Genomic DNA, 19,809 nt, shown 5'->3' with positions numbered 1-19,809 from the left:
AGGCACGACGAGCGGAGACTCATCATGGGGCATTACGGTTGGCGCTTTCTCGGGGTGGTGCTTTTGCTCGGAGCGGTCGCAGGCTGCGCTACCCACCAATATTCCGAAGCGCCCGCGGTGGCTGTTTCCGGGGAATGTAGGCAGCAGTTTCTGCGCTGGCAGGACCAGGTAGCCGTCGATGGTCGCTTCGATGCACAGGACTGGTCGCCGCCGGGCTTTCCCTATCTGCGAGTCGACCGCTTTCTCGCCAGCTTTGAGTTGGCCGAATTGTCTCCGGTGCAACGCCGGGACTGGTTGAGGCGGGCGCATGGCAAGGCTCTTACCGCATGGCGCTATGAAATGCAGGGTGGGCCGGTCGCAGCTTCCCAATGGCTGGCCGGGTTGCAGGAGTGTGCCAGTCTGGCCATTGCTACCCTTATGTCGGAGCCTGACTTATGGCCCGGGCTGGCCGACGTCGCGGAAGTGCCGGACAGTTACAGCACCACCGCCCGAGTCCTTGGCGTGTACCCGCTGGTTGCCCCGGTCGTGCGTTGGCGCGCCACCGTTACCATGACGGACCTGGCCGAACAGTTTGCCCAGTACGATGCACAAGCCCCCTGGAGGACCTATCTCCCTGTCACATTTCCGGAAGGTGATCGCAGCTGGCCAGCTTCCTACAAGCGGGACTCGCTGGGTGTGCCGGTGTTAAAGGATGAAACCCTCAGAGGGCTATTTCAGCGGCACGCGCCAGGCTGGCGGATAGAGACCCGGGATCGCAACGACGTCCCGGGCGTGCCCGGTCGAGATGAGAGTGGAGACTTGCATTTCCGGCCTGAGCCCGTGGTGTATACGCACCTCAATTATGTCTATCAGGACGGGGTTATCCTGCCGCAACTGGTTTATGTTCTCTGGTTTGCAGCCCGGCCAGCGGAGGACGGGCTGGATATCTACGCCGGTGCGCTGGACGGGTTTGTCTGGCGGGTAACCGTCGGTGAAGACGGCCAACCACTGGTGTACGACACCATCCACCCCTGTGGCTGCTATCATCAGTGGCTGCTGGTTGACGGTGGCCTGGTGCTGAAGGAGGGCGTTGATTTTGAGGCCGCGCGACTGTGGCTACTCGGCTCGGTGTCGAGCGATGACAAAGCGCCACTTCTGTCATTATCGGCGAGCGAACACCAGCTGGTGAACGTCGCCGCGGGTGGGGTGGCCACCGAAGGGGCAGTGAGGTCTTACCGCCTGGAGCCCCTGGATGGGCTCAGGGGGCGGTCTCTTCAAGGGGGGCGCCTGTACGGTGGGGATGGGCTTATCGACGGAACCGAGCGACCGGAACGCGTTCTGTTATGGCCAACGGGGGTCCCGTCCGCCGGGGGAATGCGACAGTGGGGACACCACGCGGTATTATTTGTCGGACGTAGGCATTTTGATGATCCTTACCTGCTTGAGCGGTACTTCCGGTCGCTCCGTTAACGCATGATCCAAACGGGTTGATTGCCTGTCTTGCTATTCGGCAATTGGTTGGGCTGTCTCCCTGAGGCCGCCGAAACGTTTGTAAAAGGCCTCATTCGGACGGGGCAGAGGGCCAGAGGCGTTCTCAAGATGTTCATCCAGCCATTGCTCGGCGCGGGCATAGATTTTCCGGTACAGGTTCCGGCACAGTTGCTTAGCGCTTCGGCCCTCCCAGTCTCCGGGAAGCAGCTCATCGGGCAGCTGCGGATCTCTCAGAAGAATTTTCCGGTACTCATGAATCAGCAGAATCCTGGCGAGCAGGCATTCCTGGGGTGTCAGGTTGTCATTTGACTGCAATTCCCGCCAAAGCGGTCTGAATTGTTCGAGAAAGTGGCGATAGCGGTATGCCAGCTCGTCCAGATTCCAACTCTCCCGGACTTGCAGTCTGAGGGCTCTGGGGCTTTTCTGTTCCAGAGGCTGGGTCTGCATGACAATAGTGTCGTCCAGTGCTCCCCACTCCTGCAGCATCGGAATCAGTTGGTGGCGGGTATAGCGGGGATGCTCCATGACGCCGGGTGCAATGTTTCCAAAGCTGAGCCACTTCAGCTCATCCCGGACTTTCTGCTTCGTCTCAGAATCCAGCTGGTTCAGGAAGACCAGGCACCAGCTCCCGCTCCATTCCTCATTGGTAATGCTGTAGACATGTTGAAAAGCCTGTTGGAATCGACGGAGTCCGGGGCCCGTCAGGCTGTAGTAACTGCATCGCCCGATCCGCTCGGTCTGGAGCCAGGTTTCCTGAACCAAGCGATAGACCGACGTTCTGATCAGTCGTTGGCTGATGCCTATGGGTTCCAGCAGCTTCATAAGGCTGCCCAGCCACACTGTGCCACCTCTCGGCGCAATCGCGTCACCGTAAACGGTAATGATGAGTGAGCCCGCTCTGAGAGGGCGCTTTTTCTGAAAATCTTTTACAAGGTTTTCTAGCTGAGTCTTGGCTGACATGATTTTGGTATCGAATTCATAAAATTAAGAAACTTTGTCGTGTCGCTATTATGCGGTTCTTGCCGTTGAGGTAAAGCGCACCCTTCACCCGCGCCCAGACTGGCGGCTTTGCCGAAGGTCGACTTTACTCTCAACAGTGCTTCCGGATGAAACCAAAACCGGTTGACACTGGAATTATGATACAATAACTTCGTTTGATATTCGTCAACGGTATCGAGTTTTTTGCCGGTGGTGAAGGTTCTGAGTCTTTCTGGTCTGGTTCTGTGAGGCAAGGGCCGGTTTGAAGCGGGGTGGTGGTCCGTGATTCGTGACACGAAAGTGGAGCGAAAATGTCAGGCCACCGTCTTATTTCTGAGATACGAGAGCGGGGTGGCTCAGCCCCCACACAATTCGGGAGAACAAAAACAATGCTTAGCACAATGATGCGTCGCGCGGGTAAATGCGCAGCAGTCGCTGCCGCTGGTCTCATGATGATGAGCGCCCAGGCAGCCGAACCAATCAAAATCGGGTCCTTCCTCTCAGTGACAGGGCCAGCCTCCTTTCTCGGTGACCCCGAGCTGAAAACGCTTGAGATGTACGTCGAGAAGATCAACGAAGATGGTGGTGTCCTGGGGCGTCAACTCGAACTGATTCATTACGATGACGTAGGTAATGCCTCCTCAGCCCGTAACTTTGCGAGCCGTCTGCTTCGCTCTGACCGGGTTGATATTATCGTAGGCGGGAGTACCACCGGTGCCACAATGGCCGCTGTTCCTCTGGTGGAACAAGCGGGTGTTCCTTTCATTTCACTCGCTGGCGCAGTGGTTATTACAACACCGGTGAAGAAATGGGTTTTCAAGACGCCGCAAACTGACCGTATGGCCGCCGAGCGTGTTCTGGGTGATATGAAAGAGCGTGGCCTGACGAAAGTGGGTCTGATTTCCGGAACCGGCGGTTTTGGTAGCTCTGGCCGTGCCCAGACGCTCGAAGTCGCCGAGATGATGGGTGTCGAAATTGTGGCCGACGAGACCTACAGTGGATCCGATACCGACATGACCGCGCAGCTGACCAACATCCGGAATACCGACGGTGTTCAAGCTGTATTGAACTTCGGTTTCGGGCAGGGCCCGGCCATTGTTACTCGTAACTACAACCAACTGGGCATCGAACTTCCGTTCTACCAGTCTCACGGTGTGGCATCCGATAGCTTCCTCGAGCTTGCCGGTGATGCAGCCGAGGGTCTTCGTCTTCCCGCCTCACCTCTTCTGGTGCCGGATTCCCTGCCGGAATCTGATCCCCAGAAAGAGGTGGTTCAGAACTACAAGTCGGAATACGAAGCGCGCTGGGATTCCAAGGTATCGACCTTCGGTGCCTACGCATACGACGGCCTGATGCTGGCTGTCCGCGCGATCGAAGAGGCAGGAAGCACTGATCCGGAAGCCGTTCGCGACGCTCTGGAAAGCATCAGTGGCTACGTTGGTGTGACTGGCGAGTTCAATATGTCTCCTGAGGATCACAACGGTCTTGATGCCGATTCGTTCCGGATTCTGGAAGTCCAGAATGGCGACTGGAAGCTGATCGACTGATCCTATCTGTAACTTGTCTTTCCGCTGACTGATGACTGCCCGTTCCCGAGAGGGTGCGGGCAGTCAGTCAGCCGGTGTTCGACCGGAATCTAGGCTATGTTCTCGGAATTCTTACAGTATCTCTTTACCGGGGTTACTATCGGTGCAACCTATGCATTGATCGCCCTTGGCTTTACCCTCATCTATAACGCCAGCCACGTGATCAACTTCGCCCAGGGCGAGTTCCTGATGATCGGCGGTATGGCGACCGTGTCCCTCACCGCCATGGGCGTGCCCATGATCCTTGCGGTGGTTCTTGCCGTTGTACTGGCCGGAATTCTGGGTATTCTTTTGCAGCGGTTTGCCATTGCTCCGGCAAAGCAGGCAGACGTGGTAACTCTCATTATCATCACCATCGGCGCCTCGATCTTTATCCGCGGTATTGCCCAGATTGTATGGGGTAAGGAATACCACGTGATGCAGAATTTCACGAGTGACGAGCCGATTCAGGTGTTTGGCGCTGTCCTGAACAGTCAGAGCCTATGGGTTTTGGGCATTGGCGCCGTGCTCGTCGTGGCGCTCGTACTGTTCTTCACCAGGACGCTGATCGGTAAAGCGATCCTGGCCACGTCCATGAACAAGGAAGCGGCGCGCCTGGTGGGCATCCGGACACAGATGGTGCTGATGCTGGCGTTCATGGTATCTGCGCTGCTTGGCTCGGTCGCCGGCATTGTGGTGGCCCCGATTACGTTCACCTCTTATGACATTGGCATCATCCTCGGCCTGAAGGGCTTCGTTGCTGCGGCGATTGGCGGTCTGGGCAGTGGTCTGGGTGCGGTTGTCGGCGGGCTTCTGCTCGGCGTGGTCGAGGCAATGTCGGCTGGTTACCTGTCCTCCGACTACAAGGATGCCGTTGCATTCTCCATGATCCTGCTGGTGCTGTTCTTCCTCCCCCGCGGATTGTTTGGTGCCAAAGTAGTGGAGCGTGTCTGATGTTGAATCGTCTTATGCAGTCACGCCTCCGGGGAGTAATGGTCCTCGCGCTGATTCTGATTATTCTTCCTGCCTTTCTCGGTAACCCGTTTCACTATGAGCTGGTTACCCAGATGGCAATTATTGCGGCCACCGTGGTGGGCCTGAACCTTCTGGTAGGCTACGCCGGTCAGATCAGTCTGGGTCACGCCGGTTTCTTTGGCCTCGGGGCCTATTTCACCGGTATCGCAACCGGGACCTACGGATGGCCGTCAGTGCCGGCGCTGCTGGTTGGTGCCGTTGTTGTGGGTATCATTGCCTGGGTGGTCGGGCGACCGATCCTGAGGCTGAAGGGGCATTATCTGTCCATGGCGACCCTCGCCGTCGGTTTTATCATTGCCATTATCCTGAACAACGAGCGTGCTCTTACTGGCGGCCCAGACGGTATGCCGGTTCCGGCGTTTGAGGTGTTCGGCTGGGAATTGAGCACGTTTGGCCAGTACTCCCTGTTTGGTCTTCAGATTGAAGGCTTCCAGGCCTGGTACATCTTCGCCAGTGTGGTCCTGCTGGTGGCTGTCTGGTTCGCGCTGAACCTGATTGAATCGCCGATTGGCCGTGCCTTGCGCTCGGTACACGGGTCGGAAGTTGCTGCCCGCGTCGTGGGTGTGAATACCGCCAAATACAAAAGCCTGGTGTTTGTCATTTCTGCCGTTTACGCCAGCCTGATGGGTAGTCTCTATGCCCACTTTCAGGGCTTCATCACGCCGGCAGTCGCAAGCTTCGAGTTCTCCATTCTGTTCATCACCATGGTCGTGCTGGGCGGCATGGGGTCGACGTTCGGTGTCATTCTGGGCGCCGTCGTGTTGAAGCTCTTGCCTCAGGTTCTGGCCGATTTCCAGGAGCTGGAGACCGTGATGTTTGGTCTGATTCTCATGCTGACCATGATTTTCATGCCGAAAGGCCTTCTGCCTACCTTGACCGCAGTCGTTTCCACGAAACTGGGTAAGAAAAAAGCCGGAGGTGCCGCATGAGTGCACTGGTTGAAGTAAAGGGGCTGGACAAGGCCTTCGGTGGCGTTCATGCGGTTGAGGATGTCAGCTTTGCGGTAGAAGCCGGGCAGGTCTTTTCGGTGATTGGTCCGAATGGCGCTGGCAAGACCACCCTGTTCAATCTGATCACTGGACTGTATACGCCGACGGGCGGCGAAATTCGGTTGAATGGCGAGAGCACGACTGATCTCGAGCCCAACGAGCTCGCCGAGCGGGGCATGTGCCGGACATTCCAGCAGATGCAGATCTGTATGAACATGACCGCCATTGAAAACGTCATGCTCGGTCGTCATCTGAAGCTCAAGAGTAACCTGTTCACCACGTTGTTCCGTCTGCCGGCATTGCGCCGGGATGAGGCGGCCGCGCGTGCGCGGGCTGCGGAGCTTATGGAATATGTAGGCTGCGGGGAGTATCTCGAGACCGAGGCGTCGGCCATGTCCTACGGTGCGCTCAAACGCCTCGAGATTGCCCGGGCACTGGCCGCCGAGCCGCGGATCATTCTCCTTGACGAGCCGGCGGCCGGCCTGAATGCAACCGAGACGGCGGCGCTGGAACAGCTGATCCGGAAGATTGCCGACGAGGGTACGACGGTGATGCTGGTTGAACACGACATGAAACTGGTGATGGGTATTTCCGACCGGCTTCTGGTTCTCAACTATGGCCGCGTATTGGCCGAAGGTACCCCGGCAGAAATCCGCCAGAATCCGGATGTTATCGCTGCCTATCTGGGTGGCTGAGTAAGGAGGCAATTCGAATGACACAGCAAAACACGGGAATTGCGCCTGCCCAGTCACGTGGTGAGCAGGCGATTGGGACCATTGTGCGGGAGCACCAGGCGCTCTGGCGCACGCTTGATCTTCTTGATCAGCTTCTGCACGACATGAACATCAATCAACAGCGTCCGGACGAAAAGCTGTTGACCACCATTTTCGATTACATTCAGCACTTTGCCCGTCGGGTGCACAGTCAGCCCACTGAGATTGTGCTGTACCGGCTGCTCGGAGAAAAGTCTCCGGAGTCCGTGCCGCTTCTGGAAAAGCTCTCCAAAGGCTATGAGATTGGCGATGTGAAAGTGAATGAGCTGCGTCAGCTGCTCAAGGCCTGCATGGAAAAGTGGCCGGAGGGGCGTGAACAGTTCAGTCATGCGCTGGCCCGCTTTAGTGAAGCCCTGCGCAAACACATCCGCAAGGAAGAGGGCGTGGTGATCCCCAGAGCTCGCGATCTGTTCAGCGAGGGGGACTGGGAACAAATCATTGAAGCCCGGGACGTGGAGAACGATCCCCTGTTCGGCGAACGGGTCCGTGATGAGTTCCGGGAGCTTCGCCACCAGATTGTCAGCTATACGCCTGAGCGTTTCGGTGGTCTTGGCCTGAAGCACGAAGAGCGTATGACGGCCCCCCACGAGAAGGAGGAACTGCTGTCCGTCAAAGGCCTGGTGACCTCCTATGGCCAGATCGAAGTCCTCCATGACGTCGATATCAAGATCAACAGTGGCGAGATCGTGTCGCTGGTCGGGGCCAATGGTGCCGGCAAATCAACCTTGTTGATGACCATTTCCGGTCTGCAACCGGTCGATCGTGGCAGTGTGCTGTTTGAGGGCAAGGATCTGGGCAAGGTAGGTACCGATCAGAGGGTCAGTCAGGGCATCGTTCAGGTGCCGGAAGGACGCCAGGTATTCAAGGATTTGAGTGTCCATGACAACCTGTTATTGGGGGCCTACACCCGTGGCCGGACCCCGGAAGTCGCCGAGGATCTCGAGCGAATGTACGGCAAGTTTCCGATTCTCCGGCAGAAGCGTCACAACCTGGCCGGGGAGCTTTCCGGCGGTCAGCAACAGATGCTGGCCATGGGGCGCGCACTGATGGCCCGCCCCCGGCTGTTGCTGCTTGATGAACCAAGCATGGGCCTGGCGCCGCTGATCATCGAAGAGATCTTCAACATCGTCAAGGAGCTGAAAAAGGAAGGTATCACCATCTTCCTGGTTGAGCAGAATGCCTCCCAGGCGCTGGCTCTGGCCGATAGGGGCTACGTCCTCGAAACCGGCCGCGTGGTGATTGAGGGCACCGGCAAGGAACTGCTGAGCAACGAGAAAGTCCGTGAGGCCTACCTGGGCATGTAACGCCAGCTCGTTTTTGAAGCACAAATAAAAGGGGGACAGGTCGCTAAACCTGTCCCCCTTTTATTTGCCTGTGACTTTCTCCCTGGGGTCCAAGACAGGGAGAAAATCTGGCAGCCCGGTTTTACTCGGGCTTCTTGGCAACCAGTGTCAGGATATCGTAGCTCGCAACCATTTCGTCGTTCTGGTTGTGAACCTGTACATCCCAGACCACGACACCCTGTGGGTGCCCGTCCGGCGATGTCCGACCCTGATCGATTTTGCGCTTGCAGGTCAGCCGTGCCCGGATGGTGTCTCCCGGTGCAACCGGCTCGATAAAGCGGAGGGTGTCCAGGCCGTAGTTCGCCAGAACCGGGCCTTCGCCGGGAGAAACGAACAGGCCGGCCGCCGCGGACAGCACAAAGTAACCGTGGGCGATGCGCTTGCCGAACTGGGATTCCCGTGCGGCCAGTTCATCAAAGTGCATGTAGAAATGATCACCGGACAGGCAGCCGAAGTTGACGATGTCCGCTTCGGTGACAGTGCGGCGGTGGGTCAGCAGGGATTCGTTGATCTGCAGATCCTCGAAGTGCCGACGGAACGGGTGAACGTCGTATTCAATCAGTTCGGCACCACGAACGTATTCGCCGGTCACGGCGGCCAGCATCGTGGGCGAGCCCTGGATCGAGGTGCGCTGCAGGTAATGGTGAACTGCACGGATACCACCCAGCTCCTCACCACCACCGGCTCGGCCCGGCCCGCCATGCTTGAGCATGGGCAGTGGCGAACCATGGCCGGTGGATTCCTTGGCAGCTTCCGCGTTCAACAGGTGCAGGCGTCCGTGGTAGGCCGCCAAGGCTGGAACGATCTTGCCAGCGATGGCCGGATCACGAGTGGTCAGCGTGGTGACCAGGGAGCCACGGCCCTTGGCAGAAAGCGCCAGAGCATCCTCAATGGTGTCGTAGGGGATAACCGTGGCGACCGGGCCAAACGCTTCGATATCGTGGGCGCCACAGCCGTTTTCGGGATTGCGGCACAACAGCAGGTGCGGCTCGATGAATGCGCCGTTTTCGGTGCCTTCGCCAGTTGGCTTGAAGTTGTCATCGCCACCAACTACCAGCTCGCTGGTCTTCAGCAGTTCCTGGATATTGGCTTTGACATCCTCCAGCTGGTCGATGGAGGCCAGTGCCCCCATCCGAACGCCCTCTACGGAGGGATCGCCCACAGTCACCTTGGACAGGCGCTCCTTGAGCTTGTCACAGACCGCCTCAACCTGATCGCGGGGCACCATGACACGACGAATCGCCGTACACTTCTGACCGGCTTTGGCGGTCATTTCACGGCCGACTTCCTTCACGAAAATGTCGAATTCCTCGTGCTCTGGGGTGACGTCCGGAGCCAGAATGGCGCTGTTCAGGGAATCCGCTTCGGCATTGAAGGGGATGGAGCGATTGATGATATTCGGGTGATTGCGCAACTTGCGTGCGGTGGCTGCGGAACCGGTAAAGGTCACTACGTCCTGCTCTTCCAGGTGCTCGAACAGGTCGCCGGTGCTGCCGATGATTAACTGCAGGCTGCCTTCGGGCAGGGCGCCGGATTCCTGCATCAGGCGAACCGCCAGTTCGGTGACGTAGCAGGTAGACGTGGCCGGCTTCACGATGGACGGCATGCCTGCCAGGAACGTGGGTGCGAATTTCTCCAGCATGCCCCAGACCGGGAAGTTGTAGGCATCAATGTGTACGGCAACACCACCGCGGGGCACCATGATGTGGGTGCCGGCAAAGTGGTTGTTCTTGCCCAGTGGCACCACCGGTCCCTCGTGGAGGACGTTGCCTGAGGGTAGCTCGCGTCGGCCCATGCTGGCGTAGGAAAACAGGGTACCGAAGCCACCATCAATATCGATACCGTTGTCGCCCTTGCTGGCGCCAGTGTGCATCGACAGTGCGTACAGCTCCTTCTTGTGCTCCTGCAGGTACATGGCCATAGCCTTCAGGGCCAGGGCACGCTCCTGGAAATCCATCGCCATCAGGTTCTTGCCGCCAACCTTACGGCCATATTCAACGGCATCTTTGAAATCAAGGGTATCGTCGTGGGTGTGGGCCACGATCTCGCCATTCACGGCGCTGGGCAGAGCCTTGGCGGCCTGCTCGCCGACCCACTGGCCGGCGATGAAACTTTTCAGGACTGACATTGGAAACTCCGTTCATTTCTGAAAACGTGAAGGCAAGTCCTGTCATACAGGACTTGCCTTTGTCGGGTCTGGATGGGCAGTTGTCGAAAAACGACTTACATTTCGTCGTAGTCGAGAACAACCTTGTCGGAGACCGGGTAGCATTGGCAGGAGAGTACGTAGCCTGCTTCGACCTCGTAATCCTCCAGTGCGAAGTTCTGGTCCATTTCCACTTCGCCTTCCACCACCTTGGCGCGGCAGGTTGAGCAAACGCCGGCTTTGCAGGAGAAGGGCAGGTCTGCGCCTTCCTCGTTGCCGGCGTCGAGAATGCTCTTGGTGTCGCGCACCAGCGGGAAGGTCAGTGACCGGCCGTCGGCGATCACGGTGACTTCACTGATGGACTGTGGATCGACCTTGATGTCTGCACGGTCCTTGCGAGCCTGGGGCGCCCCACCAGCCGGGGTAAACAGCTCGAAATGGACCTTGCTCTTGTCCATGCCATGGCGGAGCAGAGAGTCGCGCACTGTCTCGGTCATCAGCTGGGGGCCGCAAATGAACGCCGCGGTCAGGTCCTTGGCATTGATCCAGTGGTCGAACAGCGCATCACACTTCTCGTGGTCGATGCGGCCGTTGTACAGGTCGATGTCCTGCTCTTCGCGGGTGAAGATATAGACCAGGTTGAAGCGCGCCATGTACTCGTTCTTCAGGTCCTGAAGCTCGTCCCGGAACATAGTACTGCTGGTCGCCTTGTTGCCGTAGAAGAGAGTGACTTCACTCTTGGGCTCGGTCTCAAGGGTGGTCTTGATGATGGACAGGATGGGCGTGATGCCACTACCGGCTGCAACCGCGAGATAGTTGCCTTCACGCTCGGGGTCCAGATCCACAGAAAAATGACCCTGTGGCGGCATGACTTCCAGGGTTTCTCCGGGCTTGAGCTGCTCATTGGCAAACGTGGAAAACACGCCACCGGGAACCTTTTTGATGGCAATCCGGAGATTCTGATCATTAACGCTGGTGCAGATAGAGTATGAGCGGCGGACTTCCTCGCCGTTCATTTTTGTTCTGACCACCAGATGCTGGCCTTGCTTGTAGGCAAACTTGTCTGCCAGGTCATTTGGCAGATCGAAAGACAGTGATACGGCGTTTCTTGTTTCAGGTCTGACCTCTTTGAGGGTCAGTGGGTAGAATTTATTCATGATCGTATCGGCTCTAGATGCATTTGAAATAGTCGAAGGGTTCGAGACATTCCCTGCAACGATAAAGCGCCTTGCAGGCGGTCGATCCAAATTCGCTCACCCGCTCGGTCTCGTGGCTGCCGCAACGGGGGCAGGTGATGACCTCGGGTTCGCCGAGCAGGCTCATTTTGCTGGAGCTGCCCTGGGGCGGTGCGATTCCGAACGCTCTTAGCTTCTCTTTGCCTTCGTCTGTGATCCAGTCGGTGGTCCAGGCGGGGGTCAGCACTTGATTGATCCTCGGATTCCGGAACCCCGCCGCGCGCAGGGCCTCCGAAATCAGTTCTTCAATCAGCTCAGTGGCCGGGCAGCCGGAATAGGTTGGCGTGACATCGACGGACAGTTCTTTCCCGTCCCATCGAACCGCCCGGACAATACCGAGTTCCACGACGCTTACCGCCGGCACCTCGGGGTCCTTAACCTCTTCCAGAAGAGCCCAGATATCTTTCTCGGTCAGCAGATCGGGGCGAGCGTTGGCCGGTACCCGGTCGCTGGCGATCAGGATATCTACCGCTGACCTTGCGTCGGAATCACCATGTTTTGGCATCGGGATAGGCCCTCTGCAGAAACTGCATTTCTGCCAGAATGAAACCAAGATGTTCGGTGTGTTCGCCGTGTTTTCCGCCCATATACATCCAGGCATCTTCGGCGCCGGGAGTCAGGGTGGCCTGAGCGAGCACTTCACTGACCAGACCATGCCAGTCGTTCTTAAGCTGCTCAGGGTCCGGGCCAATGCCGGCCTTCGCCATCAGCTCATCGGTTTCGTCCGGGGTGATCAACTCGCCTGTGAAGCGCCACAGGATATCGATCGCATCCTGCATGCGGCGATGGCTTTCTTCGGTGCCATCACCCAGGCGTTTCACCCACTCGGATGACCGACGGAGGTGGTAGGTGGCTTCCTTGAGCGCCTTGGCTGCAACGCCGGCAATCCGCTCGTCATTGGCTTCGCTCAGGCTCTTGAGGGTGAAGTAGTGCCAGACATCGAAAAAGAATTGCCGGCCCATGGTGACCGCATAGTCTTCGTTCGGCTGCTCGGTCAGGAGCAAGTTGCGATAGTCATGGGCATCCCGGCGGAAGGCCAGCTTGTCGGCATCCCGGCCATCGTCAATCAGCTCAGCGGCATACTCGTACCAGTTGCGGGCCTGGCCGACGAGGTCGAGTGCAACGTTCATCAGTGCCATCTCTTCCTCGAGCGCGGGCGCCTTGCCACACAGCTCGCTAAGGCGCTGGCCAAGAATCATGTCGGAGTCTGCCAGGCGAAGCAGGTATTCTTTGAGTGCTTCAGATTGTGTCATGCCAACGCTCCTTACATGTGTCCGACTTCGTCAGGCAGCTCGTAGAAAGAGGCGTGCCTGTAGATTTTGTCTTCAGAGGGATCGAAAAGGACCTCTTTTTCGTCGGACGCAGACGCGGTGATCGTTTCGGAAGGCACAACCCAGATGCTCACACCCTCACTACGGCGTGTGTAGAGATCGCGGGCATTTTCCATGGCCATTTCTGCATCGGAAGCGTGCACGCTGCCAACGTGCTTGTGATTGAGACCATGCTTGCTGCGAACAAAGACTTCGTATAGGCGCCATTCAGACATAATAGATTCCTCCGATATCAAGCGGCTTCTGCGCGCTGCTTTTGTTTTTTGGCATAGGCGACGGCGGCTTCGCGAACCCAGGCGCCTTCGTCGATTGCTTTCTTGCGAGTGCTGATACGCTCGCGGTTGCACGGGCCGTTACCCTTCAGAACGTCGTAGAATTCCTGCCAGTTGATTTCACCGAAATCGTAGTGGCCGGTTTCTTCGTTCCATTTCAGGTCCGGGTCAGGCGCGGTGCATCCCAGGAACTCAAGCTGCGGCACGGTCTGGTCGATGAACATCTGGCGCAGTTCGTCGTTGCTCTTACGCTTGATTTTCCAGGCCATGGACTGCTGCGAGTTGGGGGATTCGTCGTCATGCGGGCCAAACATCATCAGTGCCGGCCACCACAGACGGTTAATCGCGTCCTGAACCATGGCTTTCTGTTCTTCGGTGCCTTCGCGCATCATGTCCAGCAGGATCTGGTAGCCCTGACGCTGGTGGAAACTCTCTTCCTTACAGATGCGAATCATGGCGCGGGAGTAGGGGCCATAAGAGGTGCGCTGCAGCACCACCTGGTTAACGATGGCGGCGCCGTCGACCAGCCAGCCAACCGCACCCATATCGGCCCAGTTCAGGGTCGGGTAGTTGAAGATGCTGGAGTACTTGGCCTTGCCCTGGTGCAGTTTCTCGATTTCTTCGTCGCGGTCAGCGCCCAGAGTCTCCATGGCGCTGTAAAGGTACAGGCCATGTCCGGCTTCATCCTGGATCTTGGCCATCAGCTGAAGCTTGCGCTTGAGAGTGGGAGCCCGGGTTACCCAGTTGCCTTCCGGCAGCATGCCGACCACTTCCGAGTGGGCGTGCTGGGAAATCTGGCGGATCAGGGTCTTACGGTACCCTTCCGGCATCCAGTTTTTCGGTTCAATTTTCGTTTCCGCATCGACCTTTTCCTGGAACGCGCGCTCTTCGGGCGACATCTCTTCCAAGGTTTTAAGGCGCTTGCTGCCGGTTTCAACGAGCTGGGCGTACATACATTACCTCCGAATCGGGCTTTTTGTTCTGTTGCTCCGTGAACAGTCCTATCCCTGTGAATACTGTGGAACCTTAGCCTAATATTATATGATACTGAATAAATATCAAGAAATGTTTTTGTGTGTCATATCGGCTTTGGCGTGACGCTTTAAGGTCCGTATAATTTTGAAAGAAAAGAATAATCTGTTTTTGTCGAGTGATTTTTAAAGTTGCTGGAAATAAGGAAGTCAAAAAATAAAACTAATTGGTTAGAGCTGGGAAGGCTGGCTCGGCCGGGGCGTCACCCGGCCGAGCGCTGGAGAGGTGGGCCGTTATGATTTACGGCGGTCGTGGACCCGTTTTGCCTTGCCTTCAGAGCGGGCAAGACGGTTGGCTTCAACGATCTCGATCCGGGTGCTGATGCCGATGTAGGACTTGATGTGGTGAGCCAGTTCTTTGGCTGCACCCGCGCGGGTCTCCTCACTGTCGGAGGCGTTCGGTTTCAGTTCTGCGCGGATGTCGACACAGTCCAGATTCCCGTCTTTGTAAACCTCGATCTCGTAGTGAGGCGCCAGCGCTTCACACTTGAGAACCTGCTCCTCGATCTGGCTCGGGAACACATTGACCCCGCGGATGATCAGCATGTCATCGCTGCGGCCGGTGATTTTGTCGATACGGCGCATCGGGCGAGCTGTTCCCGGAAGCAGGCGGGTCAGATCACGGGTGCGATAGCGCAGGATCGGCAGGGCCACCTTGGTCAGGGAGGTGAATACCAGTTCACCGTATTCCCCGTCGGGCAGAACTTCGCCGGTTTCCGGGTTGATGATTTCTGGATAGAAATGGTCTTCCCAGATGGTGGGGCCGTCTTTGGTCTCAATGCATTCCATGCCGACGCCGGGGCCCATCACTTCGGACAGCCCATAGATGTCCAGTGCCTGGATGCCGAGCCGTTCCTCGATTTCGGTGCGCATGGCATTGGTCCACGGCTCGGCGCCGAAGATTCCAAGGCGCAGTGGCAGCTTGTGGGGATCGATGCCCTGGCGTTCCATTTCGTCCGCAATATTGAGCATGTAGGACGGGGTCACCATGATGATGTCAGGCTGGAAATCGGTAATCAGCTGAACCTGTTTCTCGGTCTGGCCACCTGACATGGGGATCACCGTGCAGCCAAGGCGTTCGGCGCCGTAGTGAGCCCCAAGACCGCCGGTGAACAGGCCGTAGCCGTAGGACACGTGAACCTTGTCGCCCCGGGAGCCGCCGCCAGCCCGAATGGAGCGGGCAACGACGTCGGCCCAGGTACTGATATCACCCTGGGTATAACCCACCACGGTCGGCTTGCCGGTTGTGCCGCTGGAGGCGTGAACACGGACAACCTGGTCCATCGGAGTGGCAAACATGCCGAACGGATAGTTATCCCGCAGGTCGGCTTTGGTGGTGAATGGAATCTTGGCCAGATCGTCCAGCGAGTTGATGTCCATCGGCTTCAGGCCGATTTCATCAAATGCGTTTCGATAGAAAGGCACGTTGGTGTAGGCATGGACGACGCTCCAGCGCAGACGCTGAAGCTGTTCGTGGCGGAGCTCGTCGATGCTGGCGGTCTCCATGCGGTCAAGTTTGCCAAGTTTTTGTGATGGTAAGCTCATAAGTCTGTCCTGCTTGTTTTTGTGCTTAACGGGAGCGTTGCATCCGAGGGATCAGCCAACGCTGTCGACCCGTTCAATAATCAATGCGATACCCTGCCCGACACCAATGCACATGGTGCAAAGTGCGTAACGTGCCTTCAGGCCTTCTTTGTGGCGGCGCTCGAGTTCATTCAGAGCCGTGGTCACCAGACGAGCGCCGCTCATGCCAAGAGGATGCCCCAGGGCGATAGCGCCGCCGTTCGGGTTAACGTGTTCTGCGTCGTCCGGCAGGCCGAGGTCCCGAGTGACAGCCAGCGCCTGGGCGGCAAACGCTTCGTTCAGTTCGATGACGTCCATATCGGCCAGTTCCAGGCCAGCGGTTTTTAGTACCTTGCGAGTAGCCGGCGCTGGACCGAAGCCCATAATGCGTGGCTCAACCCCGACGGTCGCCATGGCGACCACGCGGGCCCGCGGTTTCAGATTGTACTGCTGCATCGCATCGCTATTGGCCAACAGCAGGGCGCAGGCGCCGTCATTGACGCCGGAAGCATTGCCGGCGGTCACTGTGCCATCGTCGCGGAACGGGGTTGGCAGGGAGGCCAGTTTCTCAAGACTGGTTTTCCGGGGATGCTCGTCGGTGTCAACAATCAGTGGATCCTGTTTGCGTCGGGGCACACTGACGGGTGTGATCTCATTCGTCAGGCGGCCTGCAGCCTGAGCAGCGGCTGTCCGCTGTTGGCTGCGCAGGGCAAACGCGTCCTGATCTTCCCGGGAGATGCCAAAATCAGCGGCAACGTTCTCGGCGGTTTCGGGCATGGAATCGATGCCGTACTGCTTTTTCAGTACCGGGTTGACGAAGCGCCAGCCGATGGTGGTATCGAAAATTTCTGCCTTACGGCTAAACGGAGTATCTGACTTGCCCATGACGAACGGCGCCCGGGACATGGACTCCACACCCCCTGCAAGCATCAGGCTAGCTTCGCCGGTACGGATGGCGCGCGCTGCGCTTCCGACTGCGTCCATGCCAGAGCCGCACAGGCGGTTGATCGTGCTCCCGGGAACGTCGACCGGAAAGCCAGCAAGCAGCAATGACATGCGGGCAACATCGCGATTGTCTTCGCCAGCCTGGTTGGCACAGCCATACAGGACATCATCAATCTTTGACCAGTCCACGCCCGGGTTCCGTTCCATCAGGGCTTTCATCGGAATGGCTCCGAGGTCATCGGCCCGAACGGACGCCAGGGCACCACCATAGCGGCCGACCGGGGTGCGAATGGCATCAACGATGTAGGCGTCTTGCAAGCGAGTATCTGCGCTCATGAGTTTTCCTCCGAATTAATAACAGGGCCGCGGACCTGGTAGGATTTTCCCCGGAACAGGGCGACAGTACGGCCGTCCTGATTGGTTACGGTGATGTCGTAGACGCCTGTTCGGCCACCGCGGGATTGTTCTTCGGCTGTTGCAGTCAATACGTCGCCGACCTTGGCGCCATACATGTAGTCGATGCTGCATCCGGAGGCGACGGTGGCCTTGTCATAGGTGTTGCAGCTAAAGGCAAAGGCGGAATCGGCGAGGGTGAACAGGTAGCCCCCGTGGCAGGAGCCATGTCCCTGAATCATGTCGTCGGTCACGGTCATGCTCAGAACGGCCCGGCCGGGGGCGATGGATTCGATTTTCATGCCCAGGTTCTGACTTGCCCGATCCCGGGCAAACATGGCTTCCGCACAGCGTTCGGCCAGTTGTTGCGGGTTGGTATCGGTCATGCGTAAAACCCCTTGTCAGCATGATGGTTTTTCCGGAGCAGCAAGGCCGGCCGATAGCGGTCTTCGCCGTAGCTGTTCTGGATGTTGGTGAGAACCTGAAATACCCGGCCGTTGCCAAGCCGGTCGCTCCAGCTCAGCGGTCCTTCCGGATAGTTCAGTCCGGCTTTCATGGCCAGGTCGATATCCTCTTTGGTTGCCACCCCGTGCAGCTCTGCATCGGCTGCCTCGTTCGCCAGCATGGCCACCGTGCGCATGACCACAAGGCCTGGGCGATCTTCGATCACGCTCACGGAGATGCCCGCTTTTTGAAGCAGGGCACAGGCATCGGCTCGGGCCTTGTCTGTGGCCTGGTCAGCGACACTAACGGCCAGCCTGGTGGCCTTGCCGAAGTCAAACGCCAGGTCGAACAGCGTCAGGTTGGGCGTGCCTTCCAGTCGGGCGCGCTCGGTCGCCATGCGGCCGTCGGTAAGAGCCAGTACCGCTTCTCCGAACCGGAGTTGCCCGGGCCCGTCCCGCTCAACAATTTCGAGGCCGGCCTCACGGAAGCGCTCAACCAGTTGGGCGGCAGGTCCCGTCTCGCCCTCAACGATCAGTCGTGTGTCATCGCTCTGGCAAGCGGGCTCGGTGCCAGGTTCCGGGCGCTCACTGTCTTCAGTGTAGCGGTAGAAACCCTGGCCGCTCTTGCGGCCGAGACGACCCGCCTCAACCAGTTCCTTCTGAATCAGTGAGGGAAGAAAACGGGTGTCCTGGTAATAGGAGTTGAAGACCGAATTGGTCACGGCATAGTTGACGTCGTGTCCAATCAGATCGGTCAACTCAAACGGCCCCATCCGGAAATTGCCCGCTTCCCGAAGGATGGCGTCCAGGGTCGCCGGGTCCGCCGCCCCTTCCTGGAGCAGTCGAAGGCTCTCAGCGTAGAACGGGCGGGCAACCCGGTTAACGATAAAGCCGGGTGTAGAAGTGGCGAACACCGGTTTCTTGCCCCAGTTTGTCGCGGTGGCGTGGACAATCTCTGCCACGGCATTATCCGTCGCCAGGCCTTTTACCACTTCCACCAGTGCCATCAGCGGTGCTGGATTGAAAAAGTGCATACCTACCAGGCGCTCCGGGTGGCGGAGTTTGGCGCCAAGTGCGGTGACCGAGATGGAGGAGGTGTTGGTGGCAAGGATGGTTTCTTCGTTGCACAGCTCTTCGAGGTCCGCCAGAAGCGTGCGTTTGATCTCGAGATCTTCGACGATGGCTTCAATGACCAGCCCGCTGTCGGCGATTTCCGACAGCGCACTGACCGGATGAATGCGGCCTACAATGGCGTCGAAGGTTTGCTGCTCCAACTTGCCCTTGTCCACCCGGCGCTGCAGTTGTTTTGCGACGCCCGCCCGGCCGGCTTCGGCAGCGCCCTCGCGCTGATCGTGAAGGTAGACCTTGTGACCTGCCTGGGCGGCAACCTGGGCAATGCCAGAGCCCATGGCGCCGGCACCGATGACGGCGATCGCGGTCTGGGTATCAAGTGCCTGAGTCATTTACTTCCCCTTGAAGGTCGGCGTGCGTTTCTCCATGAAGGCGGCAACGCCTTCACGGTAATCCTCGGACCGGCCAGCCATTCGCTGGAGATCTCGCTCAAGGTTGAGCTGCTCTTCAAACGTGTTGCTGGCACTGGCGTGCAGAGCGCGCTTGATCAGGGCCAGACCCTTGGTGGGCTGGGTGGCAAAGTGCCTTGCCAGTTTCATGGTCTCTTCCATCAGCGCCTCGTTATCAACACAGCGCCAGATCATGCCCCAGCTCTCGGCCTGTTCGGCGCCGATCTTGTCGCCCAGCAGGGCCATGCCCTTGGCTCGTGCCATGCCAGCGACCCGGGGTAAGGTCCAGGTGCCGCCCGAATCGGGGACCAGGCCGAGCTTGCAGAATGCCTGTACGAAACTGGCGGAGCGCGACGCGAGCGTTATGTCACAGGCGAGCGCAATGTTCGCGCCGGCGCCGGCAGCAACGCCATTTACCGCGCACAGGACCGGCATGGGCAAGTCTCTCAGGCTGCGCAGGAGCGGGTTGTAATATTTTTCGAGGGACTCGCCGAGGTCGGGAGCTTCCTGGCCCGGGGCAACACTCCGATCAGACAGATCCTGACCGGCACAGAAACCGCGGCCGGCGCCAGTAATCACCAGTACGCGAACTGAGCTGTCCTTGCGTACCTTGCTGACAGCGTCCCGCATCTGCTCGTGCATCTCGACGTTAAAGCTGTTCAGGTTGTCGGGGCGGTTGAGGGTAAGCAGGGCCACACCCTGATCGATTTCGAGAAGAATGCTCGGCTGAGTCATGGCGTTGTCCTATCAATATAGTAAAGGGTGACTTTCGGGGGC

General features: G+C 58.2%; 18 protein-coding genes and 1 pseudogene. 7 read left to right on the top strand and 12 right to left on the bottom strand.

The genetic code is table 11. The features are described from left to right. The first annotated feature begins 24 nt into the window (after nt 1-24). Nucleotides 25-1,449 carry a hypothetical protein gene (locus K0B93_RS08935; protein WP_219866878.1) on the top strand — a complete coding sequence of 475 codons (1,425 nt, stop codon included), beginning with the start codon at nt 25-27 and terminating at the stop codon, nt 1,447-1,449. Between the two features lie 33 nt (nt 1,450-1,482). Here K0B93_RS08935 and paaX read toward each other — a convergent pair whose 3' ends face one another. Further along, complete coding sequence (gene paaX, locus K0B93_RS08930; RefSeq protein WP_219866877.1) at nt 1,483-2,430, bottom strand: phenylacetic acid degradation operon negative regulatory protein PaaX; 948 nt, start codon at nt 2,428-2,430, stop codon at nt 1,483-1,485. 407 nt (nt 2,431-2,837) lie between these two features. On the opposite strand from paaX, the gene K0B93_RS08925 reads away from it, so the two are divergent. From K0B93_RS08925 to K0B93_RS19265, 6 genes and pseudogenes are all read left to right on the top strand, one after another. Beyond that, a complete protein-coding gene (locus K0B93_RS08925) occupies nt 2,838-3,995 on the top strand; it encodes an ABC transporter substrate-binding protein (protein ID WP_219866876.1) in 1,158 nt (385 codons plus the stop codon). Between the two features lie 96 nt (nt 3,996-4,091). Beyond that, the gene (locus K0B93_RS08920; protein WP_219866875.1) at nt 4,092-4,967 is read left to right on the top strand and encodes a branched-chain amino acid ABC transporter permease; all 876 of its coding nucleotides are present in this window, start codon (nt 4,092-4,094) and stop codon (nt 4,965-4,967) included. Next, nucleotides 4,967-5,977 carry a branched-chain amino acid ABC transporter permease gene (locus K0B93_RS08915; protein ID WP_219866874.1) on the top strand — a complete coding sequence of 337 codons (1,011 nt, stop codon included), beginning with the start codon at nt 4,967-4,969 and terminating at the stop codon, nt 5,975-5,977. The genes K0B93_RS08920 and K0B93_RS08915 overlap by 1 nt, the downstream gene beginning before the upstream one ends. Beyond that, complete coding sequence (locus tag K0B93_RS08910; RefSeq protein ID WP_219866873.1) at nt 5,974-6,732, top strand: ABC transporter ATP-binding protein; 759 nt, start codon at nt 5,974-5,976, stop codon at nt 6,730-6,732. Before K0B93_RS08915 ends, K0B93_RS08910 begins: the two co-directional genes overlap by 4 nt. Before the next feature lie 17 nt (nt 6,733-6,749). Then, nucleotides 6,750-7,199: pseudogene (locus tag K0B93_RS19270) on the top strand (hemerythrin domain-containing protein); the annotation flags it as partial. 210 nt (nt 7,200-7,409) lie between these two features. After that, complete coding sequence (locus K0B93_RS19265; protein ID WP_324125400.1) at nt 7,410-8,114, top strand: ABC transporter ATP-binding protein; 705 nt, start codon at nt 7,410-7,412, stop codon at nt 8,112-8,114. Nucleotides 8,115-8,235: 121 nt separating this feature from the next. On the opposite strand, the gene paaZ is transcribed toward K0B93_RS19265, so the two are convergent. The 11 genes from paaZ to paaG form a co-directional block, all read right to left on the bottom strand. Beyond that, complete coding sequence (gene paaZ / locus K0B93_RS08900; RefSeq protein ID WP_219866871.1) at nt 8,236-10,281, bottom strand: phenylacetic acid degradation bifunctional protein PaaZ; 2,046 nt, start codon at nt 10,279-10,281, stop codon at nt 8,236-8,238. A 95-nt stretch (nt 10,282-10,376) separates the two neighbouring features. Then, the gene (paaE, locus tag K0B93_RS08895) at nt 10,377-11,456 is read right to left on the bottom strand and encodes a 1,2-phenylacetyl-CoA epoxidase subunit PaaE (RefSeq protein WP_219866870.1); all 1,080 of its coding nucleotides are present in this window, start codon (nt 11,454-11,456) and stop codon (nt 10,377-10,379) included. Between the two features lie 13 nt (nt 11,457-11,469). Beyond that, on the bottom strand, nt 11,470-12,039 hold the full coding sequence (gene paaD / locus K0B93_RS08890; protein WP_219866869.1) for a 1,2-phenylacetyl-CoA epoxidase subunit PaaD: 570 nt from the start codon (nt 12,037-12,039) through the stop codon (nt 11,470-11,472). Continuing rightward, a complete protein-coding gene (paaC, locus tag K0B93_RS08885; protein WP_219866868.1) occupies nt 12,023-12,787 on the bottom strand; it encodes a 1,2-phenylacetyl-CoA epoxidase subunit PaaC in 765 nt (254 codons plus the stop codon). Before paaC ends, paaD begins: the two co-directional genes overlap by 17 nt. A gap of 11 nt (nt 12,788-12,798) precedes the next feature. After that, nucleotides 12,799-13,080, bottom strand: a complete 282-nt coding sequence (gene paaB, locus K0B93_RS08880; RefSeq protein ID WP_219866867.1) for a 1,2-phenylacetyl-CoA epoxidase subunit PaaB — start codon at nt 13,078-13,080, stop codon at nt 12,799-12,801. A gap of 17 nt (nt 13,081-13,097) precedes the next feature. Then, complete coding sequence (gene paaA, locus K0B93_RS08875; protein WP_219866866.1) at nt 13,098-14,090, bottom strand: 1,2-phenylacetyl-CoA epoxidase subunit PaaA; 993 nt, start codon at nt 14,088-14,090, stop codon at nt 13,098-13,100. A 312-nt stretch (nt 14,091-14,402) separates the two neighbouring features. Then, nucleotides 14,403-15,713, bottom strand: coding sequence for a phenylacetate--CoA ligase PaaK (gene paaK / locus K0B93_RS08870; RefSeq protein WP_219866865.1), 1,311 nt, complete (start codon nt 15,711-15,713; stop codon nt 14,403-14,405). A 51-nt stretch (nt 15,714-15,764) separates the two neighbouring features. Further along, nucleotides 15,765-17,012, bottom strand: coding sequence for a 3-oxoadipyl-CoA thiolase (gene pcaF / locus K0B93_RS08865; protein ID WP_285367197.1), 1,248 nt, complete (start codon nt 17,010-17,012; stop codon nt 15,765-15,767). Next, nucleotides 17,009-17,455: a hydroxyphenylacetyl-CoA thioesterase PaaI gene (gene paaI, locus K0B93_RS08860; protein ID WP_219866864.1), complete on the bottom strand. Its 447-nt coding sequence runs from the start codon at nt 17,453-17,455 to the stop codon at nt 17,009-17,011. Before paaI ends, pcaF begins: the two co-directional genes overlap by 4 nt. Further along, a complete protein-coding gene (gene paaH / locus K0B93_RS08855; protein ID WP_219866863.1) occupies nt 17,452-18,975 on the bottom strand; it encodes a 3-hydroxyacyl-CoA dehydrogenase PaaH in 1,524 nt (507 codons plus the stop codon). Before paaH ends, paaI begins: the two co-directional genes overlap by 4 nt. After that, the gene (gene paaG / locus K0B93_RS08850) at nt 18,976-19,767 is read right to left on the bottom strand and encodes a 2-(1,2-epoxy-1,2-dihydrophenyl)acetyl-CoA isomerase PaaG (RefSeq protein ID WP_219866862.1); all 792 of its coding nucleotides are present in this window, start codon (nt 19,765-19,767) and stop codon (nt 18,976-18,978) included. It lies immediately after the preceding gene. Nucleotides 19,768-19,809 lie beyond the last annotated feature (42 nt).

It is taken from the genome of Marinobacter sp. F4218, from assembly GCF_019443085.1.
In the GTDB taxonomy this organism is placed as follows: domain Bacteria; phylum Pseudomonadota; class Gammaproteobacteria; order Pseudomonadales; family Oleiphilaceae; genus Marinobacter; species Marinobacter albus.
Note: the sequence above shows the minus strand (reverse complement) of the source record. Positions and strands in the feature narration are given on the sequence as shown.